Below are 18,351 nucleotides of genomic sequence, written 5' to 3'. Positions count from 1 at the left end.
CATGACGACGGACGACCATGGGCAACGGGAGCCGCAGCGCGAGCCGTACGAACGGGACGGGCAGCGCGAGCCGTACGAGCAGCCGCACGAGATCCCGGACAACACCGCCGTACGCGTCGCGCTCTGGCGGGCGATGCACGTACGCGTCGATCCGCCGCCCCTGGTGTTCGAGGACGAGATCGGCCTCCGCCTCGCGGACCCGGCCGCCGGGTGGGAGGACCGGCCGGACATGGACCCGGGCGTCACCGCCGGATTCCGGGCGGCCGTCGTGGCCCGCGCCCGTTTCGTCGAGGATCTGCTCCTCCAGCAGGTCGACGACGGCGTCACCCAGTACGTCGTCCTGGGGGCCGGGCTCGACACGTTCGCCCAGCGCCGCCCGGAGATCGCCGCCCGGCTGCGGGTCTTCGAGATCGACCAGCCCGGCACCCAGGCGTGGAAGCGCCGGCGCCTGATCGAACTCGGTTACGGGGTCCCGGACGGGCTGCGCCTGGTGCCGGTCGACTTCGAGACGGCGGGCGAGAACGGGGAGGGCGGGGACGACGGGGAGGACAGGGAAGGCGGGGAAGGCGGGGAGGACTGGTGGGAGGCGCTGACCGAGGCCGGATTCCGTCCCGAACGCCCGGCGGTCGTCGCCTGCACCGGCGTGACCCAGTACCTCGGCAAGGACGCCACCGCCGCCACCCTGCGCCGGCTCGCCGGACTGGCACCGGGATCGACGCTCGCCATGACGTTCCTGCTGCCGGCCGAACTGCTCGACGCCGCCGACCGCCCGCTGCTTGAGGCCGTCAAGCCACAGGCACGAGCGGCCGGGACGCCGTTCGTCAGCTTCTACACCCCGGACGAGATGCTGGCCCTGGCGCGCGACGCGGGCTTCGCGGACCCCCGGCATATCCCGGGAACCGCGCTGGCCGACCGCTACTTCGCCGACCGGACCGACGGCCTCCGCCCGTCGAGCGGCGAAGACCTGCTGCTGGCCACGGTCTGACGACACCGAAGGCCCGGGGGCCCGGCGCCCGCAACCACAGCCCCCCGCGCCACCCGTCGGCTCCGCCGACCAACGCCGACCTACGCGCTCAGCGGGAACTCCTCGCCCAGCTCACGGAAGACCGCCCCGTTGAAGTCGAACGCCCGCTTGCACTCGTCGATGATCCGCTGCTTCTCCAGATCGTCGGCCGCCACCGCGTCCAGCAGCTCCCGGTAACCCCGCTTGAACGCGGCCGGGTTGGTGATCTCCTCGAAGACGTAGAAGCGGACTCCGTCGCCCTTGCGCTCGAAGCCCCATGTCTTCTCGGCCCTGTCCCGGATGATCTGGCCGCCCGAGAGGTCCCCCAGATACCGCGTGTAGTGGTGGGCCACGAAGCCGCCCGGCCATGTCCGCGCGCACTCCTCGACCCGCGCGGCGTACGCGGCCGTCGCGGGCAGCGGCACCAGGCCCTCGCGCCAGTCGGCACCGCCGCGCAGGTGCGCGAGGTCGCGCTCCAGCTGGGCGGTGCGGGCCAGCTCGGGCTGTATGAAGGGGCCGGCCACCGGGTCGTCGCGCAGGGCCTCGGACGCGCTCTCCAGCGCGCGGTACACGAACCACAGCTGCTCCGTGTACCGCGTGTACGCGTCCACGCCGAGCCGGCCGCCCAGCAGATCGCTCATGAACGTCGAGGTCTCCGCCTCCGTGTGCTGCGCGTGCGACGCGACACGGATGAGCGTGGAGAACGGGGTGGGCGCGGACGTGGGCGTGTGCGGGGCGGTAGCGGTTGCGTCCAAGGCGGGCCTCCGGAGACCGAATGGGGACGGGAGCAGGCGAATGCCGGCCGAACGGCGGCGACACGTGTCGCCGCCAGGACCGATACTCTTACTTAGGTTTACCTAAGTCAATGGTTTCCGACGTCCTGTCGGTAAAAAACCTACCCCGTCCTCACGCTCCGGCAACCTCAGGGCAGCGTGAGAATCTCCGCACCCGTCTCCGTCACCACCAGCGTGTGCTCGAACTGCGCCGTCCGCTTGCGGTCCTTCGTCACCACCGTCCAGCCGTCCGCCCACATGTCGTGCTCGTACGTGCCGAGGGTCAGCATCGGCTCGATGGTGAACGTCATCCCCGGCTGGATGACCGTCGTGGCGTGCGGGCTGTCGTAGTGCGGGATGATCAGCCCGGAGTGGAAGGACGAGTTGATGCCGTGCCCGGTGAAGTCCCTGACGACGCCGTAGCCGAACCGCTTCGCGTACGACTCGATGACCCGCCCGATGATGTTGATCTGCCGGCCGGGCCGTACGGCGTTGATGGCCCGCTTCAGCGACTCGCGCGTCCGCTCGACCAGGAGCTTCGACTCCTCGTCGACATCGCCGCAGAGATAGGTGGCGTTGTTGTCGCCGTGCACCCCGTTGATGTACGCGGTGACGTCCAGGTTGATGATGTCGCCGTCGCGCAGCACGGTGGAGTCGGGGATGCCGTGGCAGATGACCTCGTTGACCGAGGTGCAGAGCGACTTGGGGAAGCCCCGGTAACCGAGCGTGGAGGGGTACGCTCCGTGGTCGCACATGTACGCGTGCGCGACCCGGTCCAGCTCGTCCGTGGTCACCCCCGGCGCGATGTGCTTCGCGGCTTCCTCCATCGCCTGAGCGGCGATGCGCCCGGCGATCCGCATCAGTTCGATGGTTTCTGCGGACTGCACTTCCGGCCCGTTGTACGGGGTGGGAGCGGGCTTCCCGACATATTCGGGGCGCCGGATTTTTCCGGGAACGGAACGGACGGGAGAGAGCTGCCCCGGTACGAGCAGTGACTGGCCAGACATGCCAGCGAGTCTAACGAGCGGCGGTGGGGCAGCATGGCGGCATGGGAAGGAGCCGATGATGGCCCTGTTCAAGAAGCGCACGGTCGGGAAGCCCGGCGAGTGGTACTACTGCCTGAAGCACCAGAAGGTCGAGGAGGGCCCCGAGTGCCCGGCGAAGGACCGCTTCGGCCCGTACACGACTCCGGAGGAGGCGTCGCACGCGATGCAGACGGCCCAGGACCGGAATCTGGAGTGGGAGACGGACCCGAAGTGGCACGACGCGTCAAAGGCGGCTGAGGCCGGCGAGGACGACACGGATACGGGGACAGGTACGGGTACGGGCACCGGGACGGGTACCGGCACGTAAGCCGCGCAGGTTTACGCGGCTCCCGCCGCCTCCGCAGCGTCCGCCGCGTCCGTCGCCTCCTTCTGGGCGCGGCGGCGCAGCGCGTCCTCGTCCGTGTCCGCGTGGTACGTCAGCAGCTTCGGCACCACGGCCGACAGCAGCCCGACCGCCGCCACACACGCCAGCCCGCCGCTCCACACGGCGGTGCGCGTACCGGTCCAGCCCGCCATGGCACCCGCCCGTACCTGCCCCAGCTGGGGACCGCAGCTGTACGAGAGCACCTCGATGCCCGCGAGCCGGCCCCGGAACTCCTCCGGGATGGTCTGGTTCCAGATCGTGGCGCGCCCCAGGCCGCTGATCGCGTCGCCGCCGCCCGCCACCACCAGACAGAGCAGCACCAGCCAGATGTTCGACATCCAGCCCGCCACCGCGATGCCCAGCCCCCAGCCCGCCGCGCCGAACACCACCATCAGACCGTGCCGCCGGACCCGCGAGGCCCAGCCGCTGGTGAGGCTCACCAGGATGGACCCCAGCGGGATCGCGCCGTACATCAGACCCAGCGACCACTGGGCGTCCAGATCCTGCGCGAGGAACGGGAAGATCGCCAGCGGGAACGCGAAGAACATCGCGGACAGGTCGATCACGTACGTACCGAGCAGGACCGGCTTGCTCCACGCGTACCGTGCGCCCTCCACGACCGAGCGCAGCGACGGGCTGTCGGCCGCGCCGGAGGGCGGCGCGGGGGACAGGCGCAGGCACATCATGACGGAGGCGGCGAAGCCGACGATCGTGATGGCGTACGCCGTGGGCGTGCCCGCGTACGCCACGACCAGGCCGGCCAGCGACGGGCCCGCGACGGCCGCGATCTGCCAGCGCAGGGAGTTGAGCGCGGCGGCGGCGGTGAGCTGGTCGTGCGGGACGATCCGGGCCAGCAGCGAGTCCAGCGCGGGCCGTTGCAGCCCGGCCAGCGCGGAGACACCGGCGGCGACCACGTACAGCGGCCAGAGGGCGGGCGAGGGCATCAGCGCGTTCACGAGGAGTACGACGGCGAGCACGCCGAGCCCGGCCTCCGTAAGGAGGATGACGCGGCGCCGGTCGGCGGAGTCGGCCAGGGCGCCGCCGTACAGCCCGAAGACGATCAGCGGCACCAGCTCGACGGCGCCCATCGCGCCCACCGCGAGCGGGGAGTTGGTGAGGTCCTTGATCTGGAGGGGCAGCGCGATCATGGCCATGGAGCTGCCGAAGTAGGTCACCAGCCCCTGCAACCAGAGCAACCGGAATTGCCGGGAGGAGCGGAAGGGGGTGAGGTCGGGCAGGATCGCGCCGAGCGTTCTGATCACAAGGGGCCATGTTCGATTGTGGGGATGGGGAAAGGCAAGGGGATGGCTGGGCTTGGCGGCAGCGCTCGCAGAAAGTGCTTACCGGCAGGTCAGCCTACTGGCGGGGGCGGCTGAGGGCGGTCCGGGGTTGTCGGGAGGGCTCACCAGCGGGACGGCGGCGGAGCCGTCAGCTGATCCGCGAGCCGCGACAGCCGGTCCTGGAAGCGCCGACGGCCGCGCGGCGCGGGGAGGCTGTTCTCGCCGGTGGCCGCCGAGACGAGGTGCTGGACGGTGTCGAGGTCCACGCCGGGGTGGGCAGCCGTGGCGGTGCCCGTAGCAGTGGCCGGCACTTCCGTTACCTCCGGTCGCGGGATCACGGACAGCGCGTCGTGTGCCAGCCCGCGCATCTCGGAGTCCCCGCCGTCCAGGGACAGTACGGTCGCGCCGGCGCGCCGGGCGTCGTGTACGCGCTCCAGCAGCCCGGCGTCCGGCCGCTCCGGCGCCACGATCAGCAGCGTCTCGCCCCGGCCCGCCGCTTCGAGCCGGGCGAGGCCGACGGCGAGGTGCGCGGGGTCCCGGGGGCGCACCCGGTGCCGTACCAGCATCGGATTCAGCTCCGGCTGACCGGACCACGCGGCCTCGTCCACCAGATGGGCGGCCAGGTGCCAGGGTTCGTACGCGGCCGTCCCGACCAGCAGCAGCCCGCCCCCCTGCGGCACCACGGAGGCCCGCAGGGCACCCGCGAAGCGGCGGGCGGCGGACGGCCACTCCGTTCCGGCGAGGACTTCACGGAGCAGCGCGACACGTACGGCATCCATGGGGCCGCATCCTGCCGCAGGGGAGGGAGGGGCGTGGCGGGTCGGTGGGAGTTCACCCGAACGTGACCGCTACTGGTAGGTAGGGTCAGGTCCATGACTTCAACGGACAGCGGCAGCACGCCCACAGCACCGGACGCGGCAGCGGCGACGGCACCGGACGCGGCAGCGGCGACGGCACCGGACGCGGCAGCGGATGCGGCACCTGCGGCGGCGCCTGCCAAGGCGCCCGCCAAGGACCCCTGGGATCTCCCGGACGTATCGGGCCTGGTCGTCGGCGTACTCGGCGGAACGGGCGACCAGGGGCGTGGCCTCGCGTACCGGCTGGCTCTCGCCGGACAGAAAGTGATCATCGGCTCCCGGGCGGCCGAGCGCGCCGAAACGGCCGCGACGGAGCTGGGCAACGGGATCGAGGGCGCCGACAACGCGGAGTGCGCGCGCCGCAGCGACGTGATCATCGTGGCCGTACCGTGGGACGGCCACGCCAAGACCCTGGAGTCCCTGCGGGCGGAGCTGGCGGGCAAGCTCGTCATCGACTGCGTCAACCCGCTCGGCTTCGACAAGAAGGGCGCGTACGCCCTGAAGCCCGAGGAGGGCAGCGCCGCCGAGCAGGCGGCCCTGCTGCTGCCGGACTCCCGGGTGACGGCGGCGTTCCACCACCTGTCGGCGGTCCTGCTCCAGGACCCGTCGGTCGAGCGGATCGACACCGATGTACTGGTCCTGGGCGAGGCCCGCGCCGACACGGACCTCGTACAGGCGCTGGCGTCCCGGATCCCGGGCATGCGCGGCATCTTCGCGGGCCGACTGCGCAACGCCCACCAGGTCGAGTCGCTGGTCGCCAACCTGATCTCGGTGAACCGCCGCTACAAGGCCCACGCGGGCTTGCGGGTCACGGACGTGTAGGCGGGGGAGGTACGGGGGTGGGCGGCCGGGGAGGTACGGAGATACGGAGGTACGAGGCGGGCGTACGGGGGCGGAGGCCATGGGGGACACTGGACCCGTACGTCTACGCCTGTGCCTGTACCCCCGCCACCGCCGGACCCGGCCCCGGCCCCGGAAACCCCCGACAGGAGCCGCCCCCATGCCCCGTCTAGCCCTGTACGCGCTCACCCTCTGCGCCCTGGCCGTCATGGCGGCCGTGGTCTCGTTCATCCAGGGCAGCTGGCTCGGCATCGTATGGGTCCTGCTGGCGGGCCTGTCGTCCAACATGGCCTGGTACTACTTCCGCAGGGCGAAGGTCACGGGCAACACGACGGGTTAGTGCCGAGGGGTGTCCGGGGTGGGCCGGCTGGTCTCGGCGGCTGACGCTGGCCGCCGGTTGTCGGGTGCGGGTTAGAGCGGCGTTGAGTGGGGTGGGTTGGTGGTGGGGGTTGTTGGGTGTGGGGCCGCCCCTCCAGCTGTGAGTGTCGCGTCTCCGGTGGAGGTGTAAAGGGCGCTCCTAAAGTCGCGTCGCTGCGCGATGACCTCCGGTCACCCTTGACACCTCCCCCGGAGTCGCAAGTGCAGGTGCGGGAGGGGCGGCCGGGGGGAAGGGGGGCCCGGGAGGTCCGCTGCACTACCACTCGGCTCAGGGGCTGACGGGCCGGTGGGCCCTGCGGGGCTGCGCGGCAGAGGAGTGGGGTGACTCGGCCCCGTCTCGGCGGCTGACGGTCCGTTGTTGGTTGCGACTCAAGCCCCGCTGGTCACCGTTGCGTTGTGGTGCCCGGAAGGTGGGCGGGTTCTGCTGTCTGGCCGGGTCTGCGGGCCGTATACCCTGCCCACCTGTCCCATATCGGGTGATTTGGAAGGTGATTGGGGGCCTCCTCGGGCGGCACATGTGTCCTCAGGTGCATAAGCGGCACTCCGCGACGCATAGGCGGCCTTCAAGGGCCCACTTGCCGCCACCCGTGTCCCAGTAACCCCACCACCCACACTCGGTGACCAGCGGGGCTTGGGTCGCAACCAACAGGCGGCCGTCAGCCGCTGAGACGGGCCGGGCAGCCCCATTCCTCTGCCGCGTGGCCCCGCAGGGTCCGCCGGCCGGCGGACCCTGAACCGGCCCGCGCTCCCGTGTGCCTCCTGGGCCCCCCTTCCCCCCGGCCGCCCCTCCCGCACCTGCACTTGCGGCTCCGGGGGAGGTGTCAAGGGTGGGCGCAGCCCATCGCGCAGCGACGCGACGTAGGAGTGCCCTTTACTCCTCCGTCGGAGACGCGACACTCACAGCTGGAGGGGCGGCCCCACGCCCAACAACCTCCGCCACCGACCCACCCCGCTCAGCGCTGCTCTGACCTGCACCCGACCCGAACGGAAAAGGCGACAGAAGCTGTCCAGTATTCCGGGCACTCTTGCTGGAACAGACCGAACAGAACAGACCTGGACACGGAGACAGCCATGTCAGCAGCAGCGCATCCCCAGTCGCACCCGCACGCCCACCCCCAGCCCCACCCCCCGCTCGACGGCAAAGTCGCCCTCGTCGCCGGGGCGACCCGGGGTGCCGGGCGCGGGATCGCCGTGGAGTTGGGGGCGGCGGGGGCCACCGTCTATGTCACCGGGCGCAGTACGCGTGAGCGGCGTTCCGAGTACAACCGGCCCGAGGTCATCGAGGACACCGCCGACCTCGTCACCGCAGCGGGCGGCCGGGGGATCGCCGTGCCGGTCGATCACCTCGTACCGGCACAGGTCCGGTCCCTGGTGGACCGTATCGAGACCGAGCAGGGGCGGCTGGACATCCTCGTCAACGACATCTGGGGCGGCGAACTCCTCGTCGAGTGGGACACGCCGCTCTGGGAGCACAACCTCGACAACGGCCTCCGGATGCTCCGGCTCGCCGTCGACACGCACGCGATCACCAGCCACCACGCGCTCCCGCTGCTGTTGCGTACCCCGGGCGGGCTGGTGGTCGAGATGACCGACGGCACCGCCGAGTACAACGGGAAGACCTACCGCGACTCGTTCTTCTACGACCTCGCCAAGGCCGCCGTGCTCCGGATGGGCTTCTCGCTCGGCCACGAGCTGGGACCGCGCGGTGCCACCGCCGTGGCGCTCACGCCCGGGTGGCTGCGCTCGGAGCTGATGCTCGACCACTTCGGGGTGACCGAGGAGACCTGGCGGGACGCGCTGAAGGCCGAACCGCACTTCGCGATCTCCGAGACGCCGTCCTACGTCGGCCGCGCCGTCGCCGCCCTGGCGGCCGATCCCGAGGTGGCCCGCTGGAACGGCGGGTCGCTCTCCAGCGGCCAACTCGCCCAGGAGTACGGCTTCTCCGACCTCGACGGCAGCCGGCCGGACGCGTTCCGCTACCTGGTCGAGGTCCAGGGACCCGGCAAGCCCGCCGACGTGACCGGCTACCGCTGAGCAACAACAAAGGGCGTGCGCCCCGCCGCTCCCCGCTACCCCGCCGCTCCGCAGACGAACCCGTCCCGGCTCATCCAGAAGCTGAAGATGTTCCGGCCGCAGTAGCTGTCCAGCTCCGAGACGCCCAGGCCGCGCAGGATCGCGTGGATCGCGTCGAAGAAGGCCGCGTTGACCTCCGGGATGAAAAAGAGCAGGACGAAGACGACCAGCAGGCCGTACGGCGCGAAGGGTTCGACCTGGCGGCGGACCTTGTACGAGAGCCACGGCTCGACCACGCCGTACCCGTCGAGGCCCGGCACCGGGAGGAAGTTGAGGATGGCCGCCGTGACCTGGAGGAGGGCGATGAAGCCCAGGGCGTAGCGGAAGGCCGGCGGGACGCCGTCCAGGGCGTGCAGCCAGAAGGGGGCCGTGCAGACGAGCGCGAACAGGACGTTCGTCAGCGGGCCCGCCGCCGAGATCAGGCTGTGCTTCCAGCGGCCCTGGATCCGGCCGCGCTCGATGAAGACCGCGCCGCCGGGCAGACCGATACCGCCCATGATCACGAAGATCACCGGCAGCACGATGCTGAGCAGCGCGTGCGTGTACTTGAGCGGGTTGAGGGTCAGATAGCCCTTCGCGCCGATCGTGATGTCACCGCTGTGCAGCGCGGTGCGCGCGTGCGCGTACTCGTGCAGGCAGAGCGAGACGATCCAGCAGCCCGTGACGAACAGGAAGACGGCGACCCCGAGGCTCGCCGCGTAGTCCGTCCAGACGGCCCACCCCGAGACGGCCGTGACGGCGGCGATGCCCAGGAACACGGGGGAGACGCGCCGGTCGCTCTTCCGGATGGCGGTGGTCATCAGTGGATCTCCCGCGATGGTGGTGAGGCCGACGGTCGTGCCCGACCGACGGTACAGGCCGCTGCGACGCCGCGAACGGCACGTACACGCGGACGCGCACACGGCACGCGCACGGCACGCACGCGCGCGTGCACGTCAAAAACGTCTCGCTTGTGGGAGTGAGTTCCAGGAATGCTGTACCTATGGCGGGGCTGTGGAAGAAGGGCATATACGACGGAAGGCCGGAGGTCGGCGGATGAAGTGCCGCGACGAACCCCCGGCCGTGCCGTACGGCCGTCGATTCGGAGCCGGTGCTTCCGGGGATGCGGGGCGGCTGTTCTGAGCGCCGTCACCGACAATGGACGGATGCGTGTTTCCGTCCTCGGTACCACCAGGGCTTTCCACGCCGACGGCGCTCCCGCGGCCCTCGGCGGCAGCCGGCTGCGCGCGCTGCTGACCGTGCTCGCGCTGCGGCCCGGCCGTACCGTCCCGGTCGGGGTGCTTGTCGACGAGGTCTGGGCGGCCGATCCGCCGGCCGACGCCGTGGGGGCGCTCCAGGCGCTGGTCGGGCGGCTGCGGCGGACGATCGGAGCCGCCGCCGTGGCCTCGGACGACGGCGGATACCGGTTGTGCGTCGGCGCGGAGGACATCGACATCCACCGCTTCGGCACCCTCCTGGACGAGGGCGCGCGCTGTCTGGCGCAGGGGGATGCCGTCAAGGCGGCCGGGCTGCTGGACGACGCGCTCGCGCTCTGGCGCGGTCCCGCCCTCGCCGACCTCCCCGACCGTACGGCCGAGGCCGCCCGCTGGGAGACCCGGCGGCTGGACGCCCGCCGTACGCGGCTGACCGCCGCCCTCGCGCTCGGCGAGGCCGAGAAGGCGCTCCCCGAACTGGTCGAACTCTGCGGGCGCTTCCCGCTGGACGAGCGGCTCCAGGCGCTCCGGATCCGCGCGCTGCGCGACGCGGCGCGCCCGGCGGAGGCGCTCGCCGCGTACGACGAGGTCCGCCGCGCGCTCGCCGGCCGCCTCGGCACGGACCCGGGCCCGGAACTGCGCTCCCTGCACGGGGAGTTGCTGCGCGGGGCGGGAAGCATCAACGGCAGCACCCTCAACGGCAACAGCCTCAACGGCAGCGGTACTGACGACCGCATGCTCCCGGCGCATTCCCCCTTGTCCGCCGCCGTTCCCGCCCCCGTCCCCGCCCCCTCCGGCAATCTCCGGGCCCGGCTCACCAGCTTCGTCGGCCGGGAGAGCGACATGGAGGCCATCCGGGGCGACCTCGGGCGCGCCCGGCTCGTCACCCTGCTGGGGCCCGGTGGCGCCGGGAAGACGCGGCTGTCGCAGGAGGCCGCCGAGACGGTGGCCGAGCAGTGGCCGGACGGGGTGTGGCTGGCCGAGCTGGCGCCCGTGAAGGACGCGGAGGCGGTCGCCGAGGCCGTACTGACCGCGCTCGGAGCCCGGGAGACCGTGCTGCGCGGCGCCGGGGCCGAGGAGCTGCGGGTCGTGGACCGGCACGCCACCGATTCGCTCGTCCGGCTGGTCGAGCACTGCGCCCGCCGCCGCATGCTGCTGCTCCTCGACAACTGCGAGCATGTGATCGAGGCCGCCGCCGCCCTCGCCCATGAGCTGCTGGCGCACTGCCCCGAGCTGACCGTCCTGGCCACCAGCCGCGAGCCGCTCGGTGTGCCCGGCGAGATCGTGCGCCCCGTGGGGCCGCTGCCGCCCGATCCGGCGCACCGGCTGTTCGCGGAGCGGGCCCGTACGGTACGCCCCGACTTCGACCCGGCCGGTGAGACCGAGGCCGTCGCCGAGATCTGCCGGCGGCTCGACGGACTGCCGCTCGCCATCGAACTGGCCGCCGCCCGGCTGCGGATGCTCACCCCGCGCCGGATCGCGGACCGCCTCGACGACCGGTTCCGGCTGCTGACCAGCGGCAGCAGGACCGTACTGCCGCGCCAGCAGACCCTGCGCGCCGTCGTGGACTGGTCCTGGGAGCTGCTGGACGCCCCCGAGCGGGCCGTGCTGCGGCGGCTCTCCGTCTTCACGGGCGGCTGCGGGCTGACGGCGGCCGAGGAGGTCTGCGCGGACGCCGAAGGCGCACACAGCGGTGACGAAGGCGCACACGGCGGCGTCGCGTCCCACGATGTCGCCGAGCACCTCGGCTCCCTCATCGACAAGTCCCTCGTCGTCGCCGCGCCCACCCCGGACGGCGCCGACATGCGCTACCGGCTGCTGGAGACCGTTGCCGAGTACGCCGCCGAGCGGCTGGACGAGGCCGGTGAGCGCGCCGCCACCGAGCGGCGGCATCTGGTGCACTACCGGGAGCTGGCCCGGACCACGGACCCGGAGCTGCGCGGCGCCGGACAGCACGCCGCCATCGCCCGCTTCCGGCTGGAGTACGGCAATCTGCGCACCGCGCTGCGCCGGGCCGTCGCCCTGCGCGACGAGCAGGAGACGCTCTGTCTCGTGCTCTCCCTCGCCTGGTACTGGCAGATGCTCGATCTGCGGAGCGACGCCCGGCAGTGGTCCGGCGTCGCGGCCGGTCTGGGTCCCGACCCGTTCGCCGCGCCCGTACAGCCCGCTCCGCCGATCATGGAGCGCTGCACGGACACGCCGCCGCCGATGACGGCCGAGATGCTCATGGAGGCGCGCCGCGAGGTCCGGCTGGTCGAACTGGCCAGCATCGACCACGAGATGGACGCGTGGACGAAGCCCGAGGGCCTGGCGCGGCTGCGGACCGTCGCCGACGCCTACCGGCCGGGGCTGCCCCAGACCTGCCGGTTCCCCGGCATGCTCTGGTACTTCGCGATCATGTTCACCGGCGACGCCGACGAGCTGCGCCGGGCCATGGACGAGACCGTACGGGCCTGTGAGGACTTCGGCTTCGAGTGGGAGCTGGCCGGCTCCCTGCACGTACGGGCCAATGTCCTGGCGAACCGGAGCGTCTGGGCGCGCGAGGCGAGCCGGGACGCGGACCGCAGTCTGGTGATCTACCGGCGGCTCGGTGACTCGTGGGGCGCGGCGGAGGCGCTCTCCGCCCGGGGCGAGGCCCGGGAGAAGGCCGGTGAGCACGCCCTCGCCGCCGAGGACTACGCGGCGGCCGTCGTGCTCGCCCAGGAGCTGGGCGCGCGCAGCCAGGTGGCGCTGCTGCGGGCGCGGCTGGCGGCGACGATGTTCGAGACCGGCCGGGGTGAAGAGGGCGAGCGGATGCTCCGCGAGGTGGTCGCGGAGTACCGCGAAGGGGTGCATCACGCGGTGCCGGCGGCCCGGCTCCTCCTCGCGATGTGGCTGGGCAGCACGGGACGTCAGGACGAGGCCCGTGAGCATCTCGCCGAGGCGTACGAACTGTTCAGCGCCGACACCATAGATATCTTCCTGGGCTTTGTGCACGGGATGTACGCGTGGCTGGACTGCTCGCAGGGCCGGTACGCCGAGGGGCTCGCCCTGGCGCGCCAGGCCCAGATCGCGGCGGTACTCCCGCTGGCGCGGATGGTCGCCCCGGAGATGTCCGCGCTCCATCTGCTGACGGCGGCCTGGGCGCTGGGCGGCCTCGCCACCGACGCGTTGTCCACGCACTCGTCCTCCTCTCCCCGCGCCGCCGGGGACGGCCTCCTCGCGGACGGTCTTCCGGCGGACCCGGCGAGGACCGCCGCCGTGCTGATCGGCGCGTACGGGACGCTGCTGCCCGAGCGGCACTTCCGTACGTTCGTCGAGCGGATCACCCTGCGGGAGGCGCGCCGGACGGTGGCGCCCCTCCTCGACCCGTCCGTGTACGAGGAGGCGCTCGCCGAGGGCGAACGGCTGACCCTGGAGGCCGCCGTCGCCCTCGTCGTCCCCGACGCCTTCCCCGAGGCCCCGGGGAGACCCGAAACCCCCGAAACCCCCGAGGCCCCCAGGTGGTGACGCCGGTCGGCGTCAGCGCCGTCGGCTCATGACTTCTTGCGGAACTTGGCCACGGCCAGCGGTGCCGTCACCAGCGTGATCCCCGCCGACCAGGCCAGCGTCATCCACACCGAGTGCGCGACCGGGCCGCCGTTTATCAGCCCCCGGGCCGCGTCGGCGAGGCCGGAGAGCGGGTTGTAGTCGGTGAACCACTGGAGCCAGCCGGGCATGGTGGCCGTCGGCGCGAAGATCGACGAGCCGAACTGGAGCGGCATGATGACGAGCATCGCCACCCCCTGCACGGCCTGAGCCGTCTTCATCGTCAGACCCAGCAGGATGAAGATCCACATCAGTGACGCGCCGAACACCGCGGAGAGCCCGACGGCCGCGAGCAGCTCGATCACCGAGGTCTTGATCTCCAGGCCGAGCAGGAAGCCCATGCTGAGCAGGATGGTGATGGCTATCAGCATCCGGCCCAGCTCAACGACGATCTTGGCTATCAGCACGGAGGATCTGGCGATCGGCATCGTACGGAACCGGTCCATGACGCCCTTGCGGAAGTCGTCGTTGACTCCCGTGCCGACGGCCATGGCGATGTTCATGCCCATCATCGCCATCAGTCCGGGCACCACGTAGTTCACATACGCGTCGCGGTCGCCGCCGAGGCTGGCGCCCACCGAGCCGCCGAAGACGTAGACGAAGAGCAGCGTGAAGATGATCGGCATCAGCAGGACGTCGAACATCGACTCCGGATCCGCCTTGATCTGGAGGGCGTTACGGCGGGCCAGCGCGCCGATGTGCCGCATATTGGCGCGCAGCCCGATCCGGCCCTCGTCGGAGCCGGCGGCGGGCGCCATGGCGGACGACGGCGCGGACCCGGGCGTGACACCGGCGCCGCTGTCGGCTCCCGCTCCGGCCCCGGCTCCAGGGCCGGACGAGGGGCGGGTGGTCGTGCTCGTGTTCGTGGGTGCAGAGGTGTTCATGCCGCGGCTTCCTCAAGGGCGATGTCGGACTCGGATCCGGTCTTCTGGCCGGTGATGGCGAGGAACACCTCGTCCAGGCTGGGCAGATGGGTGCCTATATGGGCGATGGCGAAGCCACGCTCGCCCAGGAGGGCCACGACCGCGGTCAGCTGCTGGTCGCTGAGGATCGGCACGTACAGCATTGCCTCGTCCGGGACGGCCTGCGCGCCGGCCAGGCCGTCGAGGCCGGAGTCGGTGATCGCCTGCGCCATGGCGGGCAGCTGGGCGGGGTCCGACGGCCGGATCTGGAGCGTACGGCCGCCGATCTTCGCCTTCAGCTCGTCCACCCCGCCGCGCGCGATGACCCGGCCGCGGTCGATGACGGTCAGCTCGTTCGCGAGCTGCTCCGCCTCTTCCATGTACTGGGTGGTGAGCAGGACGGTGGCCCCCTCCGCGACCATCCGCTGCACCTCGTCCCAGACCTCGTTACGGGTCCGGGGGTCGAGCCCGGTCGTCGGCTCGTCCAGATAGAGGACCGACGGCCGGCCGATCATCGAGGCGGCCAGGTCGAGCCGGCGCCGCATACCGCCCGAATACTGCATCGCGGGCTTCTTCGCCGCCTCGGTGAGCGAGAAGCGCTCCAGCAGCTCGTCGGCGCGGCTCCTGGCGTCCTTGCGGGACAGATCGAGGAGCCGGCCGATCATGTACAGGTTCTCCCGGCCGGAGAGCTTCTCGTCGACCGAGGCGTACTGCCCCGTGAGACCTATGGTGCGGCGCAGCTGGCGGGGCTGGCGCAGCACGTCGTACCCCGCGACCACGGCGGTGCCGGCGTCCGGCTGGACGAGGGTGGAGAGGATGCGGACGAGCGTCGTCTTTCCGGCGCCGTTGGGTCCCAGCACGCCGAGGACGGTGCCCTCGCGCACCTCCAGATCCACGCCGTCCAGCGCCTTGGTGGTGCCGTAGTGCTTGACCAGCCCCCGCACCTCTACGGCGTTGCCGGTCCGGCCGCCGCTGGGGTTCTTGTCGATTCGTGTCATGACCCCAGTGGAACAGCCGCCACCGACATCCCGCCGACATTCCGCCGACAACCTGTGGATAACCGTGCGACAGCCCGCCGACGGGGGAAGATCGGCGGGCTGTCGTCCGTGCGGGCAGTGGCTTCTGGATTTCCCGGCGGTGGCCCTGAATGTTCCTGGCAGTGGCCCCCGAATTCCTAGTGGAAGGTGTGCTCCGCCTGCGGGAACGTTCCTGCCGTCACCTCGTCCGCGAACTCCCGCGCCGCGTCGCCCAGCGCCCGGCGGAGGTCCACGTACTTCTTGCTGAAGCGCGGCGCCTTGCCCGGCGTGAGCCCGGCCATGTCCGTGTACACCAGCACCTGCGCGTCGGTGTCCACCCCCGCGCCGATACCGATGGTCGGGATGTGCAGCAGGCCCGTCACCTCGGCGGCCAGCTCGGCCGGTACGAGTTCGAGCACGACCGCGAAGGCGCCCGCGTCCTGCACCGCCTTGGCGTCGCGCAGCAGCTGCTGCGCGGCCTCCTCGCCACGGCCCTGCACCCGGTAGCCGAGCGTGTTGACGGACTGCGGGGTGAGTCCGATGTGCCCCATCACCGGGATGCCGGAGCGCACCAGCAGCTCGATCTGGCCGTGCGAGCGCTCACCGCCCTCCAGCTTCACCGCGCCGACCCCGGCGTCCTTCACCAGCCGCATGGCGCTGCGCAGCGCCTGTACGGGCCCTTCCTGGTACGAGCCGAAGGGCAGGTCACCGACGATCAGGGCGCGCTTCGTGCCGCGTACGACGGCGGCGGAGAGCATCGTCATCTCGTCGAGCGTGACCGGCACGGTCGTCTCGTACCCCAGATGGCAGTTGCCCATGGAGTCACCGACCAGCATCACGGGGATGCCGGCCTCGTCGAAGACGGAGGCGGTCATCGCGTCGTAGGCGGTGAGCATGGGCCACTTCTCACCGCGCTCCTTGGCGGCGGTGATGTCGTGGACGGTGATACGGCGCGAGCGGGTCCCGCCGTACAGCGCCTTCGGGTTCCCGGTGGCGCCGCCGCCGGGGGAGTCTGCCGCGGATGCGGGCGGCCGCTGGGCGGCCGAGGCCGCAGCGGTGTCCTGAGCAGTCATGGCCATAGGCCCTTTCGTCATCTTGAGGCACCCTGACGGCGTCCCCAGATCCCTTCCATGGTGGCATCCCGGGACGGTCCACGGGAAGTGGGGGCGGTGTGAGCCGCGGCCAGGGGCGCCGCGTCATGACCCTAAAGACTTTCCAATACGAGACGGTCTCGTATCGAAACGGGTCTAGGCTGTCCGTCATGCCCAACCCGTCCGGCGGCCCGGCCGCCGCAGCCCCTGTGCCCGCTTCCCCCGTGCCCAGCTCCCGCCCTCCCGAGTCCCGGGTCCCCGAGGCGGTTCACCGCCGTCGCTGGGCCATCCTCGGCGTGCTCATGCTCAGCCTGTTGATCGTCGTCCTCGACAACTCGATCCTGAACGTGGCGGTCAGGACGATCGCCTCCCCCGCGCCCACCGGGATCGGCGCCACCCAGAGCGAGCTGGAGTGGGCGATCAACTCCTACACGCTCGTCTTCGCCGGGCTGCTCTTCACCTCGGGCCTGCTCGGTGACCGGATCGGCCGGAAGAAGGTGCTGCTCTTCGGCATCGCCGTCTTCGGGCTCGGGTCCGCGCTCGCCGCGATGTCCGGTTCACCCGGTGAACTCATCGCGTACCGCGCCCTCATGGGCTTCGGCGCCGCCTTTGTGATGCCCGCCACCCTCTCCGTCCTCATGAACGTCTTCGAGCGCGACGAGCAGCCCAAGGCGATAGGCATCTGGGCGGGCAGCGTTGGCCTCGGCATCGCGATCGGGCCGATCACCGGCGGTGTGCTGCTGGAGCACTTCTGGTGGGGCTCCATCTTCCTCGTCAACGTGCCCGTGGCGATCGTCGCGCTGATCGCCATGGTGCTGCTCGTGCCGGACTCGCGGGACCCCGCGCCGGGCCGGCTGGACCCGCTGGGGGTCCTGCTCTCCATCGTCGGACTCGTCCTGCTGGTGTACGGCATCATCCGCGGCGGCGAGCTGGCCGACTTCACCGGCGCCGGGGTGCTGGTGCCGGTGCTCGGCGGGCTGGCCGTCCTGGCGCTCTTCGTGTGGCACGAGAAGCGCAGCGACCATCCGGCCCTGGACGTCTCCTACTTCAGGAAGCCGGCGTTCTCCGCGGCCGTGGCGGCCATCGCGCTGGTCTTCTTCGCGCTCATGGGGGTGACGTTCTTCTCCGCCTTCTACCTCCAGAGCGTGCGCGGCTACAGCGCGCTCCAGTCCGGGCTGCTGATCCTGCCGCTCGCCGCCGCGCAGATGGTCTTCGCGCCGCGCGCCCGGCTGGTCGTGGACCGCTTCGGCGCCCGCGCGGTCTGTACGGCAGGGCTGCTGCTGGTCGGTGCCGGGCTCGCGGCCTTCGGGTTCTTCGACGAGACCACCCCCGTCTGGGTGCTGTGCGTGGTCTTTTTCGTCCAGGGCACCGGAATGGCCCACATCATGCCGCCGGTCACCGTCGCCATCATGCAGGCGCTGCCGCGCGAGAAGGCGGGCTCCGGCTCGGCCATCAACAACACCTTCCGTCAGGTCGGCGGCGCGCTCGGCGTGGCCGTCCTCGGCTCGGTGCTCTCCGCGACGTACCGGAGCGGGATCGACGGCCACCTCGACGGGGTCCCGGCGGCGGCGCGGGACGCGGCGGGGGAGTCGATCGAGGCGACGCTCGGCGCCGCGGCGCGGCTCGCCCCGGAGGCGGGCCGGCCGCTGATCGGCGCGGCGTACGAGGCGTTCCTCGACGCCATGCACGTCACGGCGTTCGCCTCGGCGGGCATCGCGGCGATCGGGGCGGTGGTGGTCGCGGTGTTCCTGCCGGGCCGGCCCCCGGCGCCGGGGAACGCGGCGGACGCGGCGGAAGCGGGGGATCCGGCCGCTCGCGGGAGCGATCCGCGTCCCGAACAGGCGGGCGCCGCGCGCGGCTGACGCGACCGGCGCACGGGCGGCGCACGTGAGCGCCGTGCAACGGGCGTACGACCGGCGTACGACCGCGTACGGGACCGTCCGTGTAAGACAATCTGCACAACGGACG

Annotated in this window: 15 protein-coding genes; 7 read left to right on the top strand and 8 right to left on the bottom strand. The window is 71.7% G+C overall.

Annotated features, from left to right (window positions below):
* Position 1 precedes the first annotated feature (1 nt).
* The gene (locus DVK44_RS07220; RefSeq protein ID WP_114658890.1) at positions 2-985 is read left to right on the top strand and encodes a class I SAM-dependent methyltransferase; all 984 of its coding nucleotides are present in this window, start codon (positions 2-4) and stop codon (positions 983-985) included.
* Positions 986-1,065: 80 nt separating this feature from the next.
* On the opposite strand, the gene DVK44_RS07215 is transcribed toward DVK44_RS07220, so the two are convergent.
* Both DVK44_RS07215 and map read right to left on the bottom strand, forming a co-directional pair.
* A complete protein-coding gene (locus DVK44_RS07215) occupies positions 1,066-1,758 on the bottom strand; it encodes a biliverdin-producing heme oxygenase (RefSeq protein ID WP_114658889.1) in 693 nt (230 codons plus the stop codon).
* Positions 1,759-1,925: 167 nt separating this feature from the next.
* Positions 1,926-2,783, bottom strand: coding sequence for a type I methionyl aminopeptidase (map, locus tag DVK44_RS07210; RefSeq protein ID WP_114658888.1), 858 nt, complete (start codon positions 2,781-2,783; stop codon positions 1,926-1,928).
* A 58-nt stretch (positions 2,784-2,841) separates the two neighbouring features.
* Between map and DVK44_RS07205 the strand changes: the two genes are divergently transcribed.
* On the top strand, positions 2,842-3,129 hold the full coding sequence (locus tag DVK44_RS07205; protein WP_114658887.1) for a hypothetical protein: 288 nt from the start codon (positions 2,842-2,844) through the stop codon (positions 3,127-3,129).
* A gap of 11 nt (positions 3,130-3,140) precedes the next feature.
* Here the strand turns inward: DVK44_RS07205 and DVK44_RS07200 are convergent, their stop codons facing one another.
* Together DVK44_RS07200 and DVK44_RS07195 are read right to left on the bottom strand one after the other, a co-directional pair.
* Complete coding sequence (locus tag DVK44_RS07200) at positions 3,141-4,448, bottom strand: MFS transporter (RefSeq protein ID WP_114658886.1); 1,308 nt, start codon at positions 4,446-4,448, stop codon at positions 3,141-3,143.
* Positions 4,449-4,588: 140 nt separating this feature from the next.
* A complete protein-coding gene (locus tag DVK44_RS07195) occupies positions 4,589-5,245 on the bottom strand; it encodes a hypothetical protein (protein ID WP_114658885.1) in 657 nt (218 codons plus the stop codon).
* Positions 5,246-5,338: 93 nt separating this feature from the next.
* Between DVK44_RS07195 and npdG the strand changes: the two genes are divergently transcribed.
* The 3 genes from npdG (at position 5,339) to DVK44_RS07180 (ending at position 8,575) form a co-directional block, all read left to right on the top strand.
* Positions 5,339-6,145, top strand: a complete 807-nt coding sequence (npdG, locus tag DVK44_RS07190; RefSeq protein ID WP_114658884.1) for an NADPH-dependent F420 reductase — start codon at positions 5,339-5,341, stop codon at positions 6,143-6,145.
* A 178-nt stretch (positions 6,146-6,323) separates the two neighbouring features.
* Complete coding sequence (locus tag DVK44_RS07185; RefSeq protein ID WP_114658883.1) at positions 6,324-6,503, top strand: hypothetical protein; 180 nt, start codon at positions 6,324-6,326, stop codon at positions 6,501-6,503.
* A 1,109-nt stretch (positions 6,504-7,612) separates the two neighbouring features.
* The gene (locus DVK44_RS07180; RefSeq protein WP_114658882.1) at positions 7,613-8,575 is read left to right on the top strand and encodes an SDR family oxidoreductase; all 963 of its coding nucleotides are present in this window, start codon (positions 7,613-7,615) and stop codon (positions 8,573-8,575) included.
* Positions 8,576-8,610: 35 nt separating this feature from the next.
* Here the strand turns inward: DVK44_RS07180 and DVK44_RS07175 are convergent, their stop codons facing one another.
* Positions 8,611-9,414: a site-2 protease family protein gene (locus tag DVK44_RS07175; protein WP_114658881.1), complete on the bottom strand. Its 804-nt coding sequence runs from the start codon at positions 9,412-9,414 to the stop codon at positions 8,611-8,613.
* Between the two features lie 345 nt (positions 9,415-9,759).
* On the opposite strand from DVK44_RS07175, the gene DVK44_RS07170 reads away from it, so the two are divergent.
* Positions 9,760-13,296 (top strand): AfsR/SARP family transcriptional regulator, encoded by a 3,537-nt coding sequence (locus DVK44_RS07170; protein WP_114658880.1) that lies wholly within the window; start codon positions 9,760-9,762, stop codon positions 13,294-13,296.
* 26 nt (positions 13,297-13,322) lie between these two features.
* Here the strand turns inward: DVK44_RS07170 and DVK44_RS07165 are convergent, their stop codons facing one another.
* The 3 genes from DVK44_RS07165 to panB all read right to left on the bottom strand — a co-directional run bounded on the left by DVK44_RS07165 (position 13,323) and on the right by panB (position 16,365).
* Positions 13,323-14,132 carry an ABC transporter permease gene (locus DVK44_RS07165; RefSeq protein ID WP_228447575.1) on the bottom strand — a complete coding sequence of 270 codons (810 nt, stop codon included), beginning with the start codon at positions 14,130-14,132 and terminating at the stop codon, positions 13,323-13,325.
* Between the two features lie 122 nt (positions 14,133-14,254).
* Complete coding sequence (locus DVK44_RS07160) at positions 14,255-15,274, bottom strand: ATP-binding cassette domain-containing protein (protein ID WP_114658878.1); 1,020 nt, start codon at positions 15,272-15,274, stop codon at positions 14,255-14,257.
* Between the two features lie 176 nt (positions 15,275-15,450).
* Positions 15,451-16,365, bottom strand: coding sequence for a 3-methyl-2-oxobutanoate hydroxymethyltransferase (panB, locus tag DVK44_RS07155; RefSeq protein WP_408055295.1), 915 nt, complete (start codon positions 16,363-16,365; stop codon positions 15,451-15,453).
* Between the two features lie 188 nt (positions 16,366-16,553).
* Between panB and DVK44_RS07150 the strand changes: the two genes are divergently transcribed.
* Complete coding sequence (locus tag DVK44_RS07150; protein ID WP_114658876.1) at positions 16,554-18,245, top strand: MFS transporter; 1,692 nt, start codon at positions 16,554-16,556, stop codon at positions 18,243-18,245.
* Positions 18,246-18,351: the final 106 nt, after the last annotated feature.

Source organism: Streptomyces paludis (genome assembly GCF_003344965.1).
GTDB lineage: Bacteria > Actinomycetota > Actinomycetes > Streptomycetales > Streptomycetaceae > Streptomyces > Streptomyces paludis.
The sequence above is the reverse complement of the archived record's forward strand: the minus strand, read 5'-3'. Positions and strand labels throughout refer to the sequence as shown.

Excerpts from the sequence above, each read along its gene's own strand:
- DVK44_RS07220 (WP_114658890.1), top strand. The coding sequence starts at position 2 with ATGACGACGGACGACCATGGGCAACGGGAGCCGCAGCGCGAGCCGTAC.
- map (WP_114658888.1), bottom strand. The coding sequence starts at position 2,783 with ATGTCTGGCCAGTCACTGCTCGTACCGGGGCAGCTCTCTCCCGTCCGT.
- DVK44_RS07205 (WP_114658887.1), top strand. The coding sequence starts at position 2,842 with ATGGCCCTGTTCAAGAAGCGCACGGTCGGGAAGCCCGGCGAGTGGTAC.
- DVK44_RS07195 (WP_114658885.1), bottom strand. The coding sequence starts at position 5,245 with ATGGATGCCGTACGTGTCGCGCTGCTCCGTGAAGTCCTCGCCGGAACG.
- npdG (WP_114658884.1), top strand. The coding sequence starts at position 5,339 with ATGACTTCAACGGACAGCGGCAGCACGCCCACAGCACCGGACGCGGCA.
- DVK44_RS07185 (WP_114658883.1), top strand. The coding sequence starts at position 6,324 with ATGCCCCGTCTAGCCCTGTACGCGCTCACCCTCTGCGCCCTGGCCGTC.
- DVK44_RS07180 (WP_114658882.1), top strand. The coding sequence starts at position 7,613 with ATGTCAGCAGCAGCGCATCCCCAGTCGCACCCGCACGCCCACCCCCAG.
- DVK44_RS07175 (WP_114658881.1), bottom strand. The coding sequence starts at position 9,414 with ATGACCACCGCCATCCGGAAGAGCGACCGGCGCGTCTCCCCCGTGTTC.
- DVK44_RS07170 (WP_114658880.1), top strand. The coding sequence starts at position 9,760 with ATGCGTGTTTCCGTCCTCGGTACCACCAGGGCTTTCCACGCCGACGGC.
- DVK44_RS07165 (WP_228447575.1), bottom strand. The coding sequence starts at position 14,132 with ATGGCGCCCGCCGCCGGCTCCGACGAGGGCCGGATCGGGCTGCGCGCC.
- DVK44_RS07160 (WP_114658878.1), bottom strand. The coding sequence starts at position 15,274 with ATGACACGAATCGACAAGAACCCCAGCGGCGGCCGGACCGGCAACGCC.
- panB (WP_408055295.1), bottom strand. The coding sequence starts at position 16,365 with ATGACTGCTCAGGACACCGCTGCGGCCTCGGCCGCCCAGCGGCCGCCC.
- DVK44_RS07150 (WP_114658876.1), top strand. The coding sequence starts at position 16,554 with ATGCCCAACCCGTCCGGCGGCCCGGCCGCCGCAGCCCCTGTGCCCGCT.